Source organism: Chryseobacterium gwangjuense (assembly GCF_021311115.1).
Lineage (GTDB): Bacteria > Bacteroidota > Bacteroidia > Flavobacteriales > Weeksellaceae > Chryseobacterium > Chryseobacterium gwangjuense.
On the sequence record NZ_JAJTNP010000004.1, the window covers coordinates 133,586 to 149,619 of the forward strand.

At 35.0% G+C, this 16,034-nt stretch carries 13 protein-coding genes; 12 read left to right on the forward strand and 1 reads right to left on the reverse strand.

The annotated features are described in order from the left end of the window. The first annotated feature begins 15 nt into the window (after positions 1-15). The 9 genes from LV842_RS09270 to LV842_RS09310 all read left to right on the forward strand — a co-directional run bounded on the left by LV842_RS09270 (position 16) and on the right by LV842_RS09310 (position 9,270). Positions 16-807, forward strand: a complete 792-nt coding sequence (locus LV842_RS09270; protein ID WP_233111166.1) for a sulfite exporter TauE/SafE family protein — start codon at positions 16-18, stop codon at positions 805-807. A 72-nt stretch (positions 808-879) separates the two neighbouring features. Then, a complete protein-coding gene (locus LV842_RS09275; protein ID WP_233111167.1) occupies positions 880-2,295 on the forward strand; it encodes an MBL fold metallo-hydrolase in 1,416 nt (471 codons plus the stop codon). A 3-nt stretch (positions 2,296-2,298) separates the two neighbouring features. Beyond that, entirely contained in the window at positions 2,299-2,862 is a 564-nt protein-coding gene (locus LV842_RS09280) for a YeeE/YedE family protein (RefSeq protein WP_233111168.1), read from the forward strand. Between the two features lie 10 nt (positions 2,863-2,872). Then, the gene (locus LV842_RS09285) at positions 2,873-3,337 is read left to right on the forward strand and encodes a DUF6691 family protein (protein ID WP_233111169.1); all 465 of its coding nucleotides are present in this window, start codon (positions 2,873-2,875) and stop codon (positions 3,335-3,337) included. Positions 3,338-3,441: 104 nt separating this feature from the next. After that, positions 3,442-4,434: an isoaspartyl peptidase/L-asparaginase family protein gene (locus LV842_RS09290; RefSeq protein WP_233111170.1), complete on the forward strand. Its 993-nt coding sequence runs from the start codon at positions 3,442-3,444 to the stop codon at positions 4,432-4,434. A gap of 23 nt (positions 4,435-4,457) precedes the next feature. Beyond that, complete coding sequence (locus LV842_RS09295) at positions 4,458-5,120, forward strand: copper homeostasis protein CutC (RefSeq protein ID WP_233111171.1); 663 nt, start codon at positions 4,458-4,460, stop codon at positions 5,118-5,120. 200 nt (positions 5,121-5,320) lie between these two features. Beyond that, positions 5,321-5,698 carry a GxxExxY protein gene (locus tag LV842_RS09300; protein WP_233111172.1) on the forward strand — a complete coding sequence of 126 codons (378 nt, stop codon included), beginning with the start codon at positions 5,321-5,323 and terminating at the stop codon, positions 5,696-5,698. Further along, on the forward strand, positions 5,698-8,184 hold the full coding sequence (locus tag LV842_RS09305; RefSeq protein ID WP_233111173.1) for a beta-mannosidase: 2,487 nt from the start codon (positions 5,698-5,700) through the stop codon (positions 8,182-8,184). Before LV842_RS09300 ends, LV842_RS09305 begins: the two co-directional genes overlap by 1 nt. A 177-nt stretch (positions 8,185-8,361) precedes the next feature. Further along, complete coding sequence (locus tag LV842_RS09310) at positions 8,362-9,270, forward strand: AEC family transporter (RefSeq protein WP_233111174.1); 909 nt, start codon at positions 8,362-8,364, stop codon at positions 9,268-9,270. Here the strand turns inward: LV842_RS09310 and LV842_RS09315 are convergent. Beyond that, complete coding sequence (locus LV842_RS09315; protein ID WP_233111175.1) at positions 9,267-9,737, reverse strand: hypothetical protein; 471 nt, start codon at positions 9,735-9,737, stop codon at positions 9,267-9,269. The genes LV842_RS09310 and LV842_RS09315 overlap by 4 nt on opposite strands. A 93-nt stretch (positions 9,738-9,830) precedes the next feature. Here LV842_RS09315 and priA point away from each other — a divergent pair, with 93 nt between their 5' ends. The 3 genes from priA (at position 9,831) to LV842_RS09330 (ending at position 15,909) form a co-directional block, all read left to right on the forward strand. Further along, complete coding sequence (priA, locus tag LV842_RS09320) at positions 9,831-12,278, forward strand: replication restart helicase PriA (protein ID WP_233111176.1); 2,448 nt, start codon at positions 9,831-9,833, stop codon at positions 12,276-12,278. A 159-nt stretch (positions 12,279-12,437) separates the two neighbouring features. Then, positions 12,438-13,904 carry a D-alanyl-D-alanine carboxypeptidase/D-alanyl-D-alanine endopeptidase gene (gene dacB / locus LV842_RS09325; protein ID WP_233111177.1) on the forward strand — a complete coding sequence of 489 codons (1,467 nt, stop codon included), beginning with the start codon at positions 12,438-12,440 and terminating at the stop codon, positions 13,902-13,904. Between the two features lie 82 nt (positions 13,905-13,986). After that, on the forward strand, positions 13,987-15,909 hold the full coding sequence (locus LV842_RS09330; protein ID WP_233111178.1) for a M1 family metallopeptidase: 1,923 nt from the start codon (positions 13,987-13,989) through the stop codon (positions 15,907-15,909). Positions 15,910-16,034: the final 125 nt, after the last annotated feature.

Here is a 16,034-nt window from a genome sequence, read left to right on the forward strand (position 1 = left end):
TTGAAGGAAGTAAAAATGGAAATTTTTGGTTATATCGCAGCTGTTTTGATTGGTGTTTCTTTAGGATTGATCGGAGGAGGAGGAAGTATTCTTACCGTTCCTGTTCTGGTGTATCTTTTTAGAATCAATGCATCAGTGGCTACTGAATATTCGCTTTTTATTGTAGGAATAAGCAGTGTTGCAGGCTCCTTGTCTTATGTTAAAAAAAAATTGGTGAATTTTAAAATCGCCGTTATTTTTGGAATTCCGTCTGTGGTTTCCATTTTTCTTACGAGAAACTATCTTTTGCCGTTAATTCCTGAAGAGATTTTTCGGATTAATCATTTTGTTCTTACTAAAGATATTTTCCTGCTATTGGTTTTTGCCGGTTTAATGATTTTGGCTTCCTATAAAATGATCCGGAAAGATGTGGAATCATCAACGGAAAATCAATCGTATAAAAATCATACGCTTTTGGCTGCAGGAGAAGGTTCTGTTGTCGGAATGCTTACCGGATTAGTAGGTGCAGGTGGTGGATTTATGATTATTCCGGCTTTGGTCAGCCTTCTGAAAACACCGATGAAAGTAGCGATAGGAACCTCTCTTGTGGTTATTTCTTTAAATTCTCTGATCGGTTTTTTTTCATCGATGAACCCTGCCGATATTGATTGGAGTTTATTGTCTTCTATATCAATCATTGCCGTTCTTGGAATTATAATAGGCTCACATTTATCAAAAAAAATCGATGGTAAAAAGCTAAAACCGGCGTTCGGATGGTTTATCCTGATCATGGGAATTTATATCATCATCAAAGAAATTTTTATATAAAACGCTTATGTAACAAAAGTAGCTGTAGGAGAAATACTAAAAAAAGAAATTTGTACCATAAAATTTATTAATATGAAAATAGAACAGATTTATACAGGATGTTTAGCTCAGGGAGCATATTATATTATTTCTGAAGATGAAGCAGTGATTATTGATCCTTTAAGAGAAGTACAGCCTTATCTTGATCGGTTGAAAAAAGATCAGGTTACCCTTAAATACATTTTTGAAACTCATTTTCATGCTGATTTTGTAAGTGGTCATGTCGACTTAAGTCAAAAAACAGGTGCGCCAATTGTATATGGATCTACCGCTGCTCCGGAATTTGAAGCAATCATAGCAGAAGATAACCAGATTTTTGAAATCGGAAAAATTAAAATAAAAGTACTTCATACACCAGGACATACGCTTGAGAGCTCTTCCTTTTTATTAATTGATGAAAACGGTAAAGAGAAAGCATTATTCAGTGGTGATACTTTATTTTTAGGAGATGTAGGACGTCCTGATTTAGCTCAGAAAGCAGTACATATGACTCAGGAAGAATTGGCAGGACTTCTTTATGAAAGTTTATATCAAAAAATTATGCCTTTGAACGATGATATCGTTGTATATCCGGCTCACGGTGCAGGTTCAGCTTGTGGTAAAAATATGCAGAAAGAGACGGTAGACTCATTGGGGAATCAAAAGAAGACGAATTATGCATTAAATCAGGAAAATAAAGAGAGTTTTATCAAAGCGGTAACAGACGGACTTCTTCCTCCTCCTGCCTATTTTGGAATGAATGTAGCGATGAATAAAAAAGGATATGAGAGTTTTGATGAAGTACTGTCAAAAAGTTTACAGGCTTTATCTCCTGAAGAATTTGAAAAAAATGCAGAGCTTTCAGGAGCTTTGATTCTTGATGTAAGAAGCAATAATGAATTTGTAAAAGGATTTGTTCCGCAATCCGTAAACATAGGACTGGACGGAGATTTTGCACCTTGGGTGGGAGCTTTGATTACCGATGTGAAGCAGCCGCTTCTATTAGTAACTCATGAAAATGAAGAGAAAGAAGCAATTACCAGACTCAGCAGAGTAGGCTTTGATAACGTTTTAGGCTTTTTAAAAGGAGGTTTTGAAGCTTGGAAAACCGGCGGAAAAGAAATAGATACAGTTCATCGTATTTCGGCAAAACAGTTTGAAGATCAATATCATAATGAAACGATAAAAATTATAGATGTAAGAAAAGAAAGTGAATACAATGCAGAACATGTAGATGAAGCCTATAATAAACCTTTGGGTTATATCAATCAATGGATTGCTCAGATTGATCCGAAAGAGCATTTCTACCTTCATTGTGCAGGTGGCTACAGAAGTATGATGGCAGCAAGTATTCTTCAGGCAAGAGGATACAGAAACTTTACTGAAATTGAAGGAGGATTCAATGCTATTGCAAAGACAGGTGTGTCTAAAAGTAATTTTGTCTGCCAAAGTAAAATTTTAAATAAATAAATAATGTTAGAAATTATAAAAGAACCATGGCCTTGGTATGTTGCAGGTCCGTTAATTGGTCTTACTGTTCCTGTTTTACTGATTTTAGGGAATAAAACTTTCGGAATCAGTTCATCATTACGACATATTTGTGCAGCTTGTATCCCTGCCAATGTTAATTTTTTTAAATACGACTGGAAAAAAGAAATCTGGAATCTGTTTTTTGTCTTGGGAATTTTCTTTGGTGGACTGATTGCCGCTCAATTTTTGATAAATCCAGGAGAAATTATAGTCAATCCCAAACTTAAAGCGGAATTGGTAACCTATGGAATAACAGATTATAGCAATCTCGTGCCTGTTCAATTAATAAATTTTGAAAGCTTATTAACATTAAAAGGTTTTACAACCATGATTATAGGTGGTTTCTTGGTAGGCTTTGGAACCCGTTATGCAGGTGGCTGTACTAGCGGACATGCGATTATGGGACTTTCCAATCTGCAATGGCCCTCTTTAGTGGCAACGATTTGTTTTATGATCGGCGGTTTTTTGATGGCGAATGTCATTTTGCCGATAATTCTTTCACTTTAAAAAATAAACAATGAAAAATAACAATATAGTTTGTGACAACGCAAGTTCTTTTCAACGAAGTTGGTACTATAATCTAAGATATCTTTTAGTAGGTGTTTTATTCGGAATTGTTTTCGTAAAAGCTGAAATTATCAGTTGGTTCAGAATTCAGGAAATGTTTCGTTTACAGTCATTTCATATGTATGGAGTGATAGGAACAGCGGTACTCACAGGAATGATTTCCGTCTGGCTGATTAAGAAGTTTAAAATAAAAACACTTGACGGAGAGCCCATTACAATAGCACCAAAGAAGTTCAATAAAGGACAAATTTATGGTGGGTTGATCTTCGGATTTGGCTGGGCAATTACAGGAGCTTGTCCTGGTCCTCTCTTCGCTCAGATAGGAACAGGAGCTTTGGCAGTAATCGTAACTTTACTGAGTGCCATACTCGGAACATGGGTTTATGGGTATTTCAGAGATAAACTTCCTCATTAATATGCTAAATAAAATGACAAAAGAGGCTGTAGAAAACAATCTGCTGCCTTTTTTGCTTTTATGCTAACGCGAAAATCGCTAATTTGGAAGCCAAATAATTCAATATGCAAAGTAGAAGAAAGTTTATAAAAAAATCAGCAGTGGCTTCTTTGGCCTTTGCAATGAATCCGATGGATCTGATTGCCAAAGAAATTCCTGAAAATAATAAAACAATAAACAAACCCATCGTCCTTTCCACCTGGAATTTCGGATTAAAAGCGAATGAAGAAGCCTGGACGATTTTAGGAAAAGGAGGTCGTGCTTTAGATGCTGTTGAAAAAGGAGTTCGTTTGGTTGAAAATGATCCGACGGAAAGAAGCGTTGGTTATGGAGGACGTCCCGACCGAGACGGAAGAGTGACTTTGGATGCTTGTATCATGGATGAAAACTATAATATTGGTTCAGTTGCTTGTTTAGAAAATATTAAAAATCCGATTTCGGTGGCAAGAGCGGTCATGGAAAAAACACCACACGTAATGTTGGTCGGAGATGGTGCTTTGCAGTTTGCAGTTTCTCAGGGATTTAAAAAAGAAAATATTCTCACTGTCGAATCCGAAAAAGAATGGAAAGAATGGCTGAAAGACAGCAAATATCAGCCTATTGTAAATATTGAAAACCACGACACCATCGGAATGATTGCGTTGGATGCCAACGGAAACCTTTCAGGAGCTTGTACAACCAGTGGAATGGCGTTCAAAATGCATGGAAGAGTAGGAGATTCACCAATTATCGGAGCCGGATTGTTTGTTGATAACGAAGTGGGTGCTGCAACGGCAACAGGTCATGGTGAAGAGGTGATCAGAACGGTTGGAACACATTTGGTGGTTGAGCTGATGAGACAAGGCAGAAATCCGCAGCAGGCTTGTAAAGAAGCCGTTGAAAGAATTGTAAAAATTACGAAGAGAAGAAATAAAAATCTAAAAGATATACAGGTTGGTTTTATTGCCATTAATAAAAAAGGGGAATATGGTTCGTACTGTATTCAGGACGGGTTTAATTTTGCGGTGTATGACCAAAAAGGAAACCGCTTGGAAAAACCTGAATTTGCATTAAAATAAATTTTGAACCTGAAACTAATAAAATGTCAAAAATAGAAATAGCATGTTTCAATCCCGAATCGGCAATCATTGCTTTTGAAAACGGAGCAGACAGGATAGAATTATGTGACGGATTAAGTGAAGGAGGAACGACTCCCAACTTTGAAACAGCCAAACAACTAAGAGAAAAAATCAATATTCCGATTTTTGTAATGATTCGTCCTCGTGGCGGAGATTTTACCTATTCTGATGAAGAATTTAAACAAATGAAATCTGAATTGCTTCAACTGAAAACGTTACATGTTGATGGTTTCGTTTTCGGAATTTTAGATGAAAATGATGAGGTGAATGTGGAGCAAAATAAAGAATTGGTTGAACTGGCAAAACCCTATCAATGTACATTTCATAGAGCTTTTGACAGAGCAAAAGACTTAGAAAATTCTTTGGAAAAAGTAATAGATTGTGGCTTTAAAACTATTCTTACTTCAGGCCAGAAACCCAATGTGTCGGAAGGAAAAGAAAATCTCAAAAAGCTGGTTGAATTATCTGATGGAAGAATCGAAATTCTTTTAGGGGGCGGACTTCGCTCTACCAATATTGAAGAACTTAGAGCATTTACGAAAGCTGGATATTTTCATTCTTCTGCAATTACGGATGGTGGTGCTTTTGCCAATGCGGATGAGGTGAATGCTTTAAAAAGTAAATAATAATTGAAGTTTTTAACGCAAAGATTTTTTATTATTTGAACTGTATATTTAAGTAGTAAAGAATTGCGACAAAGTCGCTGATGAAGCTGTATGGTTAAAACTTAAGCTTATTAAAATCAATGTATTGATTCATCTTTGCTCCTTAAATAAAATGTAAAGAAATATAAATCTTTGCGTTAAAAAAATAAAAACAAACACAAATGACAGAAAATGAATTATCCTATAAAATTATAGGAGCAGCTTTAGAAGTACACCGAAATTTAGGAGCTGGTCTGTTAGAAAATGCTTATGAAATAGCTTTAGTGTATGAGTTAAAAGAATTGGGATTAAAAGTTAATCAACAGGTTTCATTACCCCTTAAATATAAAGATGAGATCATTGAAAAGGCATATAAACTTGATTTAATTGTAGAAGATAAAATAATTGTTGAAATCAAATCTGTAGTAGAGATTCACCCAATCTTCCATTCTCAACTATTAACATATCTAAAGTTGACCAACCTGAAATTAGGACTTCTTATTAATTTTAATACCCCACTTATTAAAGACGGAATTCATCGAATTGTAAATAAATTATAATGAACAAAACCCTACTTTTTTCCTTTCTTTTCATTCAAAACATAATATTCGCTCAATTTTCCGAACGAAGTTTATCCTCAGAAAAATGGCAGTTCAAAAACGCTAAAGAAAATAAATGGCTCACGGCCACTGTGCCGGGAACGGTTCATTTAGATCTGATGAATAACAAAATTATTCCGGATCCTTATAAAGATGAAAACGAGAAAAAAGTTCAATGGGTGGAGAACGAAGATTGGGATTATCAGACTTCATTTAGTATTTCCTCGAAAGAATTGGCCAATCAAAATATTGAACTGGTCTTTAATGGACTGGATACGTTTTCAGAGATTTATTTAAATGGAAAACTATTGCTTTCAACAGATAATATGTTCAGGAAATGGACGATTCCAGTGAAGCAAAACTTAAAAATCGGGGGGAATATTTTACAGGTTAAATTCAAATCTGCAGTACATGTTGGAAAAGAATTGGCGAAAAAAGTCCCTTTCACTACACCGGAATCTCCAAGAAGTTATGTAAGAAAAGCACAATATCAGTTCGGCTGGGATTGGGGACCAAGATTAGTTACTGCTGGAATCTGGAAAGAAGTGAAATTACATTTCTGGAATCAGGCAAAACTTGAAAATGTAAAAATCGAACAGAAAAAAATATCAAAAGAAGTAGCGAATTTGGTTTTCCATACTGAAGTTTTTGTTGATAAAGAAGGAAAATACAATGTAAGTGTTAACAATTCTTTCAAAGATTTCAACTTGAAAAAAGGGAAAAATTTAATAGAAATTCCATTAGATATTAAATATCCGAAATTATGGCAACCGAATGGATTTGGAACGGCAAATTCTTATCAATTTGCAGTCTCTATTTTTAACGGTAAAACTATTCTTGATCAAAAGCTTGTTGAAACAGGAATTAGAACCGTAGAATTAATTCAGGAAAAAGACGAAAAAGGAAAATCATTTTATTTTAAAGTTAACGGAAATCCGATCTATGTAAAAGGAACCAATTGGATTCCCGGTGACAGTTTTTCGCCAAGAATGACCAAAGAGAAATATCATCAGCTGATTAAAGCCTGTAAAGATGCCAACATGAATATGATTAGAATCTGGGGTGGCGGAATTTACGAAGATGACGAATTTTACAAGGCTTGCGATGAAAACGGAATTTTGGTATGGCAGGATTTTATGTTTGCAGGAAGTTTTTATCCCGCTGACGAAAATTTCCAGAAAAATGTAGAGATGGAAGTCAAAGATCAAATCGACAGGCTTCAAAATCATGCTTCATTAGCATTGTGGTGCGGAAATAATGAAGTGGATGAAGCGATTGTCAACTGGGGCTACCAAAAGCAATTTAAATACTCAAAGGAAGATTCTATGCAGGTCTGGAAAGATTATAAGAAAATTTTTCATGAAGTCATTCCCAATGCAATACAAAAATATGCAACCCGTGATAAATCGATTTACTGGCCAAGTTCACCCTCAATTGGTTGGGGACATAAAGAAAGCCTGACAGAAGGAGATTCTCATTACTGGGGAGTTTGGTGGGGAGAACAACCATTTGAAATTTACAACGAGAAAGTTCCGAGATTTTCCTCAGAATACGGCTTTCAGGGAATGCCGACGTTGGAAACTACAAAATCTATGTTTTCCGGAACTCCGGATTTAAGTTTGCAAAATGGCACCATCAAAGCACACGAAAAACATTCCAGAGGTTGGGAAATCATCGATAATTATATGAAACGGGATTACAATATTCCGACTGATTTCGTAAAATACAATTATGTTTCTCAACTGCTTCAGGCTCGAGGAATGCAGATTGCGATTGAAGTACATCGCCGTGCAAAGCCTTACAATATGGGGACTTTGTACTGGCAATTGAACGATTGCTGGCCGGTAGTTTCCTGGTCTTCCATTGATTATTTAGGAAATTGGAAAGCGTTGCATTATCAGATTAAAAGAAGTTTTGAAAATCAGGTAATTTTGACTGAAGAAAAAGACGGAGTTTTAAATTTTTATGCGGTAAATGATGAACCGAGAAAATTTGAAGATTTTATGATAACATACGAGGTCTATAAGTTTGATGGGAGTGGTTTAGCGGCAGCAGTGGATAGGTCTGAGAGAAAAATTTTAAATAACAGTATTTTGAAATTTAATTCTTTAGAAATAAAAAAATTAATTGAAGATGTTAATAAAAACGAAGTTTATCTGAATGTTGTAATTAGAGATAAAGATGATGATATTATTGCCAAAACTACCCATTTCTTTGCAAAACCAAAAGATTTAAAGCTTACAAAACCCAATATTCAAATCAAGAAAATCTCTCCAACAGAAATTGAAGTTTCTACAGATGTTCTGGCGAAAGATGTTTATTTATTGGGAGATACTCATTTCAGTGATAATTTCTTTGACTTGCTTCCCGGAACTTCAAAAAGAATCAAGCTTTCAAAACCTTTGGAAAAAGTTGGGGTGATGAGCCTGTTTGATACAATGAATTAATTTTTAAAATAAATATACTTCGGATCCGCTCAGTATGACTTTACGAATAAACATTAGAAAAATAGTAGCTGTCAGCCTGAGCGGAGTCGAAGTTTTGTTGAAGAATATTTCAAAAAACAAACCTTTTTAGTATTCAAACTAAAAATTCAGCCGTAAATTTGCCCATATTTTTAGATTATGGTAAATTTTGTTCTCATTGCAGTGTGTATTATTGCAGGAATGGTTTTTAAAGCCACAAAATCTATCCATCCCGATGCTCACAAAGGTATTAATACCTGGATTCTTTATTTAGCGCTTCCAGCGGTTTCTTTTAAATACCTGCCGAAAGTACAATGGACGACAGAAATGTTTTTTCCGATTTTGGCGACATTCTTGATTGCCGTTTTCTGCTTCTTTTTTATGATGTTTTACAGCAAAAGCAAAGGGTATTCAAGACGGTCGAGAAGTACACTGGAATTAGCCAGCGGATACAGCAATACCTCATTCATTGGTTTCCCTTTAATTTCTGCCTTTTATGGAGAAAGCTTGTTAAGTATTGCCATCATTTGCGATCAGACCATGTTTTTTGCGCTGTCAACGCTAGGAATTATTGCAGCAGTAAAAGGCGGCAGTAAATCCGGAAAAGTGAGTGCAAAATTTATACTCAAAAGATTAATTACTTTTCCTCCTTTGGTAGGATGTATTTCTGCACTCGTCTTATCTCAGTTTATAGATTTTAGTTTTGCGGAGCCTTTTTTTGATAAACTGGCGGCAACGGTAAGTCCATTGGCGTTATTTTCCGTGGGGCTACAATTGAAATTCAACGGCTGGAAAAAACTAGTTCCTCAAATGTCTGCTTCTATGCTGTATAAATTGATCTTAGCTCCGGCCATCGTCTTAGGATTGGCTTTATTATTGGGAGTTAAAGGAAATACGGCAAAGATCACAATTTTCGAAGCGGCAATGCCAACGTTAGTCACTTCGAGTATTATTGCAGAACAATTCCGGCTCAATACCAAACTCACCAATTTAATTATCGGATTCAGTATTATCGTAGGATTCTTTACTACCGCAATTTGGTATCAAATTATTGATTTATTCTTTTAATTCACTGTAAAATCATACAAAATAATAGAGTCTATACGATCTTTCCATTGCTCCATATGCGCTGCATTGCTTACAGAAGGTGTAATTGAAGTAGGTTGGTATGAAGAATTTCCTTTTAACCTTATTTTAGCTTTAAAAACCATTTTTTTTCCGGTTTTCTGAATTGTATTTAAAACAAAAATGGGGGCTCCCATAAGTTGACCTTCACTGAATAAAAGTTCAATGCTGTTATCTTTTACATTATCCTTTTTAAAGTGGTGTAACATATCAAAAAAATCAACTTTTTCATTAATGTTTTCTTCTTTTACGATTTCGAAACTGATGATTTTATTTTTTTTTATTTCAGGCTTAAGTAGAATTTTTTTACCAATGGGGATGGTAATTTCTCCTTTATTTATAGTGATTTTTTCCTGTGCCTGAATGATCAATATTAAAAATAGGAAAACAATGGAGAGAAATTTTTTCATAGTTAGTTATTTGAATTGTTATTAGAACGATAAAAATAGAAATTATTGCGGTTCACAAAAGAAAAAATTAATTTTACACTTTAAATATTTCTCTTGAACTACGCTCAAATCGTTTTACCGTTAAATTTAAAAGGCTCTTTTACCTATAAAGTTCCTGAAGAATTGCAATCTGAAATTCAGGCAGGAATGCGTGTTTTGGTTCCTTTTGGGGGTAAAAAGATTTATACGGGGATTGTTTTTGAGCTTCATGGCAATGCTCCGGAAAACTTTGTGGTGAAAGAAGTCATCAGTATTCTGGATGATAAACCGATCGTTCCTGCAGAGCAGATTAAATTTTGGAACTGGCTTTCAGAATATTATTTATCCGGTTTAGGAGAGATTTACCGTTTTGCATTTCCGTCTTCCTTGAAATTAGAAAGTGAAACGTATTTAAAATTAAAACCCAATATAACGGTTGATTTTGAAAACCTGGATGTCAATGAAATGTATCTCATTCAGGCGTTGGAAGTTCGTCAGTTGATTAATTTGACTGACATTGAAGCTTTCATTCCCAAAAAGGATATTATTAAAACCATTAATTCTTTAATTGATCTGCAATACATCGAAATTGATGAAAAAATTGCGGAAAAATATAAAGCAAAGGAAGTTGCGTATGTGAAAATTAAGGATGAGGTTTTAAAAAATCAGAACCTTACTGAGATTCTTTTAACGTTAAAAAGAGCACAGAAACAAAAAGATCTTTTTCTGCATATTTTAGAAAAACAGACAGAGAATCCTGATTTGCATATAAAAAAGGCAGATTTGTTTGAAGACGGTTATTTCGGAAGTTCCCATTTCAAATCTTTGGCAGATAAAAATCTGGTTGAAGAATATTATATGCAAAAGGATAGGATTGAAAGCTATGAAGGAGAGATTGAAGAAATCGAAGAGCTTTCTGAATCTCAAAAAACTGCAAAAACTGAGATTGACGAAGCTTTTGAAGAAGGAAAGAATGTTCTGCTTCATGGGGTGACTTCATCAGGAAAAACCCATATTTATTTAGAAAAAATTGAAGAATGCCTCAATGAGGGAAAAAATGTTTTGTTTTTACTTCCTGAAATTTCTTTAACGAAACAAATTACGCAAAGATTAGAAAAAAAATACGGCAGACAACTTGGTTTTTACCATCAGAAGCTTACAGATTTTGAGCGCGTAGAAGTTTGGAGAAGAATTCGGCAAAATGATATAAAAATCCTTATCGGAACACGAAATGCTTTGTTTTTGCCTTTCCAAAACTTAGGATTAATTGTGGTGGATGAAGAACACGATTCGGCTTATAAACCACGGGAAGTTTCGCCTTATTTTAATGCAAAAGATGCTGCGTTGGTTTTGGGGAGTTTTTACGATGCCAAAGTAATTTTGGGATCAGCCACACCTTCAGTTGAAAGTTATTACAATGCTAGAAAAGACAGAATAAAATATGTTTTTCTGGAAGAGCGTTTTGGAAATGTAAATCTTCCTGAATACGAATTGATTAATTTTAAAGAAGCTCAGGATTCCAAAAAGGTTTCCGGAAATTTTTCATTACAATTAATTGATGAGTTAAAAAGAGCGTTGGATGAAAAAAATCAGGCGATCGTGCTTCATAACCGTCGTGGTTATGCCAATGTAATAGAATGTGAGACTTGCGGTTATGTGAATTATTGCTCGAATTGTGATGTCGTGATGACCTATCATAAGGCTGAAAATGAAATGAAATGCCATTACTGCGGACAAAGAGCTTCAAAACCGAAAACCTGCCCGAAATGTCATTCTGAAAACCTGAATGAAAGAGGAGTAGGAGTTGAGCAGATTCATGAAGAAGTTTCAAAACTATTTCCTGAAAATGAAGTCGATAGAATGGATGTGGATTCTATGAGGAAAAAATTTGCCTACGAAAAACTATACGAAAAGATTGAAGACGGAGAAACTGATATTGTTGTCGGAACTCAAATGATTTCCAAAGGGCTGGATTTTGATCATATCGAATTGGTAGCCATTCCCAAGGCAGATTCTTTGTTGTATGTTCAGGATTTCAGAGCAGAAGAAAGAGCGTATCAGCTTATCACACAGGTTTCCGGCAGAGCGGGAAGAGTTTCCGGGAAAGGTAAAATTCTAATCCAGACTTATAATCCTGATCATTCTGTTTTTCAGTTGATTAAAATGAATAATCCGGCTAAGGTTTATAAATATATTTTAACGGAGCGTCAAAAATTTCATTATCCTCCTTTTACAAAACTCATCATGATCGAGCTTAAACACAGAAAGGAAGATAAGGTGAATCGCGCTTCTCAGTTTTTAGGTTCGGTTTTAAGAAAATATCTCCCTGAAGATTGTGTATTGGGACCGGAAAAATCCCAGATCGCGAGACTTAATAATTTATATCAGTTTCAAATTTTACTTAAGCTTCCAAGAGGAAAAAACTACGAAAAATTCAAAAAGATGGTTTTATTAAGTTTGAAAGAATTTGACGAAATTACTGCTTACCAAAGCATCAAAAAAGACGTTTTTGTAGATTTTTAACAATTTTTAACAAAATTTATAAGGTTTTATTATACCTTAAATAGCTGATTAATAGCAATAATTTCTACTTTTGATCGTTGCTTATATGTTTGGCTCTACATTTGATTTAACTATAAATCATCAGTGGCATCCAAATTGAGTAATAAAAAGAAAAATTAGATGGTAAAATTCAGAAAATATATTTCAGGTATTACGGTATTAGCTTCTGGTTTATTCCTCGCTCAGTCTACCGTTTCCACGGTTCTTTTTTCTCCCACATATGATAGTCAGAAATCCATTGCGAATCTGCCTTCTCCTGTGGCTGCGGTTGAAAAAACAATTCTATCGCCGAAAGAACTTATAGATGTTAATCTAAATACAATGGTAACGGATCCTGTGCTGAAGAATGCCAATTGGGGCTTCGTAGTATATGATCCTAAAACCAAAAAGATTATTTCTTCGTACAACGAGAATACACCTTTGGTTCCTGCTTCCACTACAAAACTGCTTACTACAGAGACTGCTTTGAATCTGTTGGGTGAGAATTATCGTTGGATGACGCAACTTGAATATTCAGGGCAGGTTGATGAAAACGGTGTTTTGAATGGCAATTTGTATATCGTAGGAAGCGGAGATCCTTCTTTAGGAACCAATAAAGCAGGAGCATTATCTTACAGAGAAATCATTGCGGATTTTGTGAGTGGACTTTCACGTGAAGGTATTAAAAAAGTAAATGGTGATATTATTATTCAGACAGCGCTTTTCAAAGGTAATATTTCAAGACTTCCGGAAAATGTTGTGTGGCTAGAAAACAATAATTACTATTTACCGGTAGGTACAACCCGTGAGATTAGCCCGGCAAATGAGAAATTAATCGTTAAAAAAAGTAATTTCTCAACTGATAAAAAATTCTTCTATGTTTCTCCTTATGCCAATCAAATGGTGTATGCCGAAAAATATGAAGGAGATGGGATTTTAACTACAAAATTACCGGATGCACCGGCTTATCTTGCCAATACATTCAGAACGACGCTGGTAAAAAGCGGAATTGCAGTTACCGGAAAAGTAACACCAAAAATGACTGATGCGGCACCGGAAAGCAGAAAACTGGTTTCAGCTTATAAGTCTCCTACATTGACGGATATTGTATACTACACCAATCAACATAGTGATAATTCTCTTGCAGAGGCGTTGTTGAGAACAGTAGGCTTTTTCAGAAAAGGAGATCAGACGAGCGAGAGTGGAAGAATCGTGGTGAAAGACCACCTTAAAGACATTGCTTTTGATGCTGAAGGTTTGAATTATATGGATGGAAGCGGATTATCAAGAAGTAATACAGTGACACCAATTGCCCAGGTGAAATATCTTACGTCTTTAATGAACCAAAAATATTATCAAACGTATTTGACTTCATTACCGATTGGTGGACAATCCGGAACATTGAAAAGAATGTTCAGTATCACCGGAAACGGACAGATTTTTGCAAAAACCGGAACTTTGAATAAAGTAAAAACATTGGCTGGATATATAAAGACCAATTCGGGAAAAACGTTGGTTTTCTCTCTTTTGGTAAACAACTATGCAGGTTCTGTGGATATGGTGAAAAAAAGAATGGAAAAAATTCTTGAACCTACTTTAGAGCTTTAATACATATAAAATAATAAATAAAAGAAGCCTTTTAATCCTGATTAGAAGGTTTTTTTTATCTTTGATTGATAATAATTTATAAATGAAACACTTCTATCTTCTGATATTGAGTATTCTTACTTTTCAACAGATTTCGGCACAGCACGAAAATATTGAAATGAAATCATTCAGAGCAAAGGAAATGAAATCTTTGGCTAATAAAATGACTGCGTACAATACGAATCCTAACACCCTGAACTATGATCTTCAGTATCAAAGGATGGATATTAGTTTAAATCCTTCCGTATATCAGATTGCAGGATCTGTAACTTCACATTTTAAACCGAATCAGAGTATGAGCAATATCTACTTTGATCTTTCTAATACGTTGACGGTTTCTCAGGTAAAATACCATGGTCAGAATCTTACTTTTCAGCAATTGGCGACAAAGGAGATTAAAATCGATTTTCCGGTGGCGCTTTCGGCAAATGTATTGGATTCATTAACGATTCATTATTCAGGAACCCCGCCGACAGCAAATAATTCTTTTTCAACAGGATCGCAGGGTGGATCACCGATTCTTTCTACTTTAAGCGAGCCTTATGGCGCACAAGACTGGTTTCCGACCAAGCAAAGTATGAATGACAAAATTGAGCAATTTGATTTTAAAATAACAACCCCTTCCCAGTATAATGTTGCTGCCAACGGAACATTTATGTCGGAAACGGTACTGCCACCTGGACAAAAACTTACATTCTGGAGAACAATGTATCCTACAGCGGCTTATCTTATTGCGCTTTCGATTACGAATTATGTAAAACTTACCGATACGATAGGAAATCCACCGTTTCCATTTATTAATTATATATACCCTTCTACAGCAAGTAATTCAGCAAGTATGGCAAATATAAACTGGACAAAGCAGATCATGAATACTTTTGAAACCTATTTAGGACCATATCCTTTCAGAAATGAAAAATACGGACATATGGAATTTGAATATGGAGGTGGAATGGAACATCAGACCATGTCATCTATGGGAGATTGGGGAAAAGGACTTATTGCTCATGAACTGGCTCATCAATGGTTTGGGGATAAGGTTACTTGCGGAGCTTGGAATGATATATGGCTGAATGAAGGTTTTGCTACTTTTGGAGCACATTTGGCCAATGAAAAATTACTGATGACCAATACGGAATTTATGAATTTTTTATCATCGGAAAAAGATTTTATTACGAGCGCTCCTGGTGGAAGTGTATATGTTGCAGATGCTAATTTGAATAATATCGGTGCTATTTTTAGCGGAAGATTGTCTTATTCAAAAGGAGGATTTGTGGTGAGAATGATAAAATGGATTTTAGGTGAAACCGTTTTTTATCAGGCGATAAAAGATTATCATGCAAGACCGGCTTTGGCGTATAATTATGTAAGAACTGCTGATCTCAAAAATTCTATTCAGCAATCTACAGGAAAAGATCTTACCGAATTCTTTAACGATTGGATTTACGGACAAGGGTATCCAACCTACGATATCCGATGGAAACAAACCGGAAATCAAGTTACTTTTAAAGCTTCACAAACGCAGAGTCATGCATCCGTAAGTTTTTATGAAATGCCTTTGCCTATTAAAGTAACGGGAACAGGGGGACAAGTTGCTTATTTTGCTCTTGATAACACAGTAAACAACCAATATTTTACAGAATCTGTAACATTTCCTGTAGCGAGTGTTGAGTTTAATTACGAATATCAGATCATCGAAAAAAATTCAACGGTGACTCAGGATAATACATTGAGTACCTCGGATATTAACAAAGATGAATTTGCTTTATATCCAAATCCGGCAAAAAATGAATTGTTTTTGAAGGGTGTCAAAAAATCCACTGAATATTCAATTTATTTTGTTGATGGAAAACTGGTTGAGAAAGGAATGTATCATCCGAACCAATCTGTAAATATTCAAAAATTAATTCCTGGAACTTATATTTTCAGAATAGATGAAAAGAATATAAAATTTTTAAAGAAATAGGAAGTACGCATAATAAAAGTATCTGCTTATAGGGCTGATTTTGAAATGTAAACCACCTATTCTTTAGACTTCAATAAATAATAAAGCCAGTTCGATCCTACGAAATGGCTTTTTTTATTAAATTA